This window comes from Acaryochloris sp. IP29b_bin.137 (assembly GCF_028285745.1).
Classification (GTDB): domain Bacteria; phylum Cyanobacteriota; class Cyanobacteriia; order Thermosynechococcales; family Thermosynechococcaceae; genus Acaryochloris.
The window spans coordinates 1-6,489 of the sequence record NZ_JANQOP010000352.1; the positions used below are offsets into that span (position 1 = coordinate 1).

The 6,489-nt window shown below is 46.0% G+C and carries 5 protein-coding genes; 3 read left to right on the plus strand and 2 right to left on the minus strand.

Going from position 1 to position 6,489, the window contains the following annotated elements:
- Positions 1-103 precede the first annotated feature (103 nt).
- From Q0991_RS23790 to Q0991_RS23800, 3 genes are all read left to right on the plus strand, one after another.
- Positions 104-685, plus strand: coding sequence for a hypothetical protein (locus tag Q0991_RS23790; protein ID WP_299493357.1), 582 nt, complete (start codon positions 104-106; stop codon positions 683-685).
- Positions 686-688: 3 nt separating this feature from the next.
- Complete coding sequence (locus Q0991_RS23795) at positions 689-1,828, plus strand: SAVED domain-containing protein (RefSeq protein ID WP_299493359.1); 1,140 nt, start codon at positions 689-691, stop codon at positions 1,826-1,828.
- A gap of 281 nt (positions 1,829-2,109) precedes the next feature.
- Positions 2,110-2,256, plus strand: a complete 147-nt coding sequence (locus Q0991_RS23800) for a Uma2 family endonuclease (protein WP_299493365.1) — start codon at positions 2,110-2,112, stop codon at positions 2,254-2,256.
- Positions 2,257-2,267: 11 nt separating this feature from the next.
- Here the strand turns inward: Q0991_RS23800 and Q0991_RS23805 are convergent, their stop codons facing one another.
- Both Q0991_RS23805 and Q0991_RS23810 read right to left on the minus strand, forming a co-directional pair.
- Positions 2,268-2,672 (minus strand): hypothetical protein, encoded by a 405-nt coding sequence (locus Q0991_RS23805; protein ID WP_299493361.1) that lies wholly within the window; start codon positions 2,670-2,672, stop codon positions 2,268-2,270.
- Positions 2,673-2,680: 8 nt separating this feature from the next.
- Entirely contained in the window at positions 2,681-5,863 is a 3,183-nt protein-coding gene (locus Q0991_RS23810; RefSeq protein ID WP_299493363.1) for a D-alanyl-D-alanine carboxypeptidase family protein, read from the minus strand.
- Between the last annotated feature and the right edge of the window lie 626 nt (positions 5,864-6,489).

A 6,489-nucleotide genomic window follows, 5' to 3' on the forward strand; every position in this document is an offset into this window, starting at 1 on the left:
ATTTCTTGGGCACAGATTATTGCCAAGGTTGCCAACTTAGGCGCGATACACCCTAGACAAGCATCTGAAAATCTTTAACCGTTTGGCGAAGGTATTGATAGACTTGGCTATTTATTCAGTTGACAAAGATTATTGGGGAAATGAAGAATATCATATTGCAAAAGGATTTATAGGCTCATCTGACGACAAAAAGATTTGGGAATTATCTGAGCCGTTTAAGCTCAAAGATCTTTTGAAGTCTAAATTTTCTGATAGCTCCGATAGAGATCAGTTTCGTAGAATCATAAGGTATTTAAAGAGATGGAAGGATTATAATTTCCCTTCAACAATCTTAGGGCGACCTACAGGCATAGCTTTAACTGCCTGTTGTTATAACATTTTCGCAGTTAAAAAAGGCTATAATTATTACTCTTATACTTACCAATACAATGATTTAATTGCATTGCAAAATGTTGTCAACAGGATGATTAGAATGTTTTCTTGGGATGATCAGATAAGTGTAAAACTTCCTGTTAAACCATATAATGATCTTTTTGAGAAAATGACTAATAATCAAATGAAAGAATTAAAGTCAAAACTAGTTAATCTAAGTCAAATTTTAGCTATTGCATCACAGGAGTATTATCCTTATAGAGCCTGTGACAGTTTGAGAAAAGTTTTTGGTAGCGATTTTCCGAGTTCATAAAATATGGCAAAGCGAAAATCTATTCCTGACACAACTAAATTACGCCTATGGGTCAAATCTGCTGGTCGATGTGAATTCAAAGGATGTAATATACCTGTTTGGTATAATGGCTTAACCTTAAGCGAAGGCAATTTTGCAGAAGTTGCACATATTATTGGCTCTAGTAAAGATGGTCCACGAGGAACTAATCAGTCTGAAGAGCTGCAAGTCGATTTCAATAATTTAATGCTTTTATGCCAACGCTGCCATAAGGAAATAGATGATCATCCTGAACGCTACCCAATTGAATTATTGATTGCTTGGAAGCAAGAACATGAGGATAGAATAGAAATACAAACAAGCTATCCAGAAGATATATACAAATCTACTGTATTAGTTTTTAAAGTAAATATCGGAGATCGAACTGTTCCCATAAACATTGAGGCAATTAGAAATGCAATGCTTCCAAAATTCCCTACAGACCATAGAGGGATAAAGATAGAAGAAAACGATTTTGATCGAATGGCTACACCAGAACAATGGCAATCGTTTGCAGAGGCTAAGATTAAACGTAAAGTTTCAAGGTATTTAGAAGAAGGTATTGATGATGTAAAAATCAAACACATTTCTCTGTTTGGAATATCACCTATGCCTTTACTTATGTATTTGGGTATGTGTATAGGTGATACCGTCCCAACAGATATCTACCAGTCTCACAGAAACATTGAAAATACGAGTAAAACTTGGTCTTGGCAAGAAGGATCTCTAGATAAAGCTAATTACTGCACTACAGTAGAGCGAAAACACAATAGCAACATTGTATTTTTAAAATTGGCAATTAGTGACTCGATTAGTTATGACAAGTATAAAAATATTATCTCAAAAGATTCTAGTATTTACCAAATAACTATACCTGAGCCTTCACCACATTTTTTGAAATCAAAAAAACAGCTTGAGAACTTTAGCTATGAATATCGAAAATTGCTCAACCAAATCCAGGCAAAGCATGGAAATAAATGCAAGATTTATATCTTACCAGCAGTTCCTGTATCAATAGCAGTAGAATCCGGTAGGGTTATATTGCCTACAAAAGATCCAGAGATATACGTCTGTGAGTACTACGGTGATTACGAAGGATTTAGGGTTGTACTTCAAATAAACTAAAGTGGCGAACATTTTATTCGTCAACCAAAGGTATGCCCCCTGACGATAATGTCTAATCACAAAGGGTAAACCCTCACCCCCAGATCCCAGTCAACCGCTCCTGCTCCAACCCTACCTCCACCATCTCCTCAAACCGCTTCAGCACTTTCAGTGGCAGTAGCTTGATTACCTAGTCAGCCAAAATAATTCCTCTGGCCATGCAACTTCATCTAGGAACTTATCGAAAGTCTATCCGTCCACACACAAAGCCATGAGGATCTAGATCTACCTGTGGGATACGGCTGGGATGGTTCATTAACCCGGAGGATAAACAGGTAGAAATTTATCGACCTGATCAAACGCTAGAGGTGTTGCAAGCTCCCAATACGGTTTCAAGTGAGTCGGTGCTACCAGGGCTTAGCTTGTATCTGGAGTGGATGTGGCTATAGGGAAAAGCCTATCATCGACCGATGGTTTTCACCTCAGATTTTTTACGATACCAATCCTTATAGAACTCCTTGCCATAAGCAGTTGCTGCAGCATCTAGATGCTCTGCAACGTCATCAGGGACTACTCCTTTGAAGGTCTCACCATGAGACTGTGGGTCCATGAGCACAACTTCGCAGGGATTTGTCTTGATAATGACCCACCAATTATGACCCGCCTCTGTTACTCCAATCAGATGGTAATTTTTGATTGAGGTAACGACAGTAAGCTCTTCAATTTTTTCAACCCTTACAGCTCTTTTATAGTGATCAAAAGGAATTGTCTGTGAGCATTGCTCAACTGTTAGGGTATCACTTTGTGCAATAACTCCTGAGGGTACGCTTAGTCCCAGTAATATTGCCAATGCTAGTGTCTGCATGTTGCCACCTATTGCAATAAAAATTCTGGATTTACCTTTCTGTTTGCAGGGTCTCTAATCTCAAAATGGAGGTGAGGTCCTGTTGTTGACCCACTATTTCCACTAAGACCAACTGTCTGTCCTTTGGTTACAGTATCCCCTATCTTTAGATTCGTCTCGGATAGATGCCCGTAAACTGTCACATATCCTGAACTATGCTTGACAAACACGAGATTGCCATAGCCATCACCACAAGGTGATTTATAGTAACCCTCTAATGGGCATCGCGTCTCAACATCTAATACGGTTCCCCCGTCTGCCGCTTTAATTGGAGTTCCTCTTGGCAACCCGTAATCAATACCATGATGGAAACCTCCCAAGCTTCTTGGTCCATATGGAGAGGTTATGGTACTTGGGTCAGCAGGCTGAGAAAAGACTCCGGTGGTGACTCCATCTCCTTGAACAAATGTCCCTAATTGACCATTTGGGTTACTCGCGATCGCACCGGGTCTACAAGGCAACCCAGTTGAAGCCACCCCAATAGGCTCATTTGTCGAAGCGTCCCCAGTTGGTCCATAGATTTTGAAATTCTCTGGATTACGCCACACTTCACTTTGCTCAGGACCACCCGGCAACGAGGTCCACTGCCACGGCGACAGCACCCGATCAGCTAAGGCAAAGTCCCCTCTCTCAATCGCACCCAGCAAATCAACATTCTGCTCAGCCCCAATGATTTTGATCCACTCCGCCGCTGCTTGAGCCGCAACCGCCCGATCTCTGGTCCAACCATCTATCCCTGTTCGTTGTAGAAGAGACTGCCTAGACTCTGGCGTGAACTGATAAATTCCGTAAGCCCCTGTCCCAGGATTGGGCCTCCAGTTCGTCCCATCACTGCTTTCACCTATGCGTATCCGAGCTAAATACTGTCTGAGATTATGGTCAGGATCGGCGGGCGTTGCAGGCGTTGACGTACCCTGATGTTGTGCATCACTAGCCGTATGACTAAAGGTTGCAGCCGCCTGGTCCGTACCCACAAACCGCCAATGCCAAGGCTCAAAGCTGACCCCTTGGCTATTCCCCTCTGGGAATGACAGCTCAAACCCATACTTCCCCGCATTCTGCTTCATCCAGGCATATTCAGGAGTGTTCGCCCAAGATTTATTCAGATAGGGATTCGCATTATTCCCTACATCCACGGCTAACCCCGTATGGTGCTCACTGTGGCCTGCGGGTGCTGATATCTTCGCTGCTGCTTCTGGAGAGCCTTGCTCAGCGACCTGATCCGAGAACAGCTCTTCTTGCAGCTTTCTATCCCGAAAGCCGGATACTGCTTTGATATCCAATCCTTGAGCCGCAGCATCAGCCCGCATTTGCTCAAAGGCTGACGCAGCATCCTTGGTTAGGCCAACCGTAGCCCCATCCACCGCAGTCACTTCATAGAGCTGTTCATCTGTCTCCGTAAAAACATGATGCCCATACTTAGTATTTGCGGCTCCCGCATCACTCTGGCCCGCTGTCGCAATAATCTGATCGGGGTCGCAGTACACCCCAGCAGCCAAAGTTTGATTCCTCAAACGTGCAAGACTAGCAGGCAGGTTCCGCCGACTCGCGACGAGGAACAGTCCATCCTCTTTGACGACAAACGGCGTTGGAATCACCAAGAAGTGGGGGGTACATTGCTGGCCGAGCAGGGGAATGGTGACGCAAAACTGAAAGGCAACACTAAGCTTAGCCGTACTCTTTTGGTCTGGGTACTCGGTGATTTTCTTGAGGACAAACTTAGTATGGCTATTCACCCCAAACGGATGAATCCCCGCAGGTTCCCAGCCTCCGTTCACCCACTTCAGCAGTCCTTTACCGCCCTTCACGCCTTGGCCGTTCTTGCCTCCTGAGTCTCCTTGCACCCATTGCTTCCCTTCGATATCATCATCCCCCGTCACTTGGGCCACTGGGGAACTGATAAATTTCCTCATCTCGAAGTGAGGGCAGTTATCCGCTCTTTGGTTTTGGGTCTGGCCGAGGGTGCATTTGATGGGTCTAAACTTTTGGTCTTCACTGCCACCGGATAGCGCATGTTGGATGGAGGGTTCCTCTGGCCCCTCGACGCCACTGTAGGCGATATCAAACCTCGCGAATAAGTCCCCCGCAAAAAAGCTAAAGGCTAGGTCGAAGGGGAGCTTGTCAATCGGAATCTCTGAGAGGCCAGGAACGGAATTAATAGTCTTGTCCTTCGCCCCTGGTATCTCCTCAATCGCTAAATCCGCAATCTTGGGTAAGGTCTGCTCAATAGGCTGATTGACGAGATCAGGGACCGCACCCAAGGGCAAATTCTTTAGCTCAGGCACGGCCTTGATAACTTCTTTGACGGCAACATTCGTTCCTTTTGCCAAAATGTAGGCTTGTGCCCTTTTCCTAACCTGCTGCCAGTTGCCATTTATGGCATCACCCACGATGGGGACAATCTGATTAACGGGCAGCTTCTTGATGGTGGGGCCAATCTTTTTACCAATCCCCGCTAGCTCAATCTGCTCTGCCTTGTAGATTACCCCCTCCCAGTTGCCCCGTGCCAGGTCTTGAAGGGGAATACCTTTAAGAGCAGGAATTTTACTGAGCTTGGTGATTAGCACTTTCTCTCCCGTCGTCAGGGCGGCTTGCTGGAGCTGCTTACCTGCTTGCGAAGGGTCATGGAGTACCCCTAGTGCAGCTTGGATGGCGGGAGCGGCATCATCAACAGTAATCTTCTCGCCATTACCGAGCTTGGTGTAGAGGTTATCGACTTGCTCAACCGTCAGACCATATACGAGGGGGACATCGCCAATGGGCACTCCAGCGATATTAGTTCCTTGTCTCGCTGAAATATCTCGCAAGGTGAGCTTGGTAAAGGATGCCGTGACGGGGTTTTGCTGCAAGTCTCCAAACTTCAGGATTTGGTCGGGAGTGGCCCCTTGTGCCCATGCCCGATCCACTTGGTAAGGAAGCTGCACTCCATTGGGCAACGGGGGCACCTCCACATACCCTGCTTGCTCAGCTCCCGTGAGCTGCTGAAAGGTGGGCGAGGGCCCAGCGTCTGGATCATAGTAAAGCCCTGGCAGACTCACGGGCGTATCAGGACTGAGTGCTGCCGTTTGTTGCTGCTGTTGAGCGAGGACGGGTGCTATCTGCGCGAGGGTGGGCAGGCTAGCCAGGAATAAGGCGAGGAGTTCTTGTTTCATAGGGAATACTGTGGTGCGACAGGAGAATATGCCACCTCAGGAAAACGGCCTCATCAGGGGCTGCTATCTGAAGAATTCAATGGGAATCAGAAGACGGCTTACACCTGAGGTGGATAGTTTTGAGGTACGAGTTAATGTGCCACTTCGTTAATTTGATGGAGTGGCGGTGACTGAGAATGTGCCACCAGTTTTATTAGGCTGATCGGTGCCATTGAATATGCCCCACTGTTATTTGCCGAATGTGGGGCAATGGCTTTGATGAAGATGGAGCGCGCTTATATAGGAGATGATTAGGTGATGGAAACCCGATCGCATTGTCTGGGTCGGGCGGTCTTGGGTACGCATATTCCTTGCTCCTTGATTTGATGGATTGGAACTCTTGATGGGAATATACGGTTTTTATTTTCGAGGCTCGATGCAAAGGCAAAAATGAGGCCGGGTGAGCGTTGTAGAGGTAAGACTAAGTACATCCATCGGTTGCTGCTGCTGGGTGAAAATAGAGGCAATCTGCACAAGGTGAGCAAACTAGCTATAGCAATTGAGGAGCTAGTTAGGACAAAATAGGACCATGTCTTTTCTGCCTATTTCAATGCCCGCCCCCTATAGCAATGACTTCCGACAAAAAG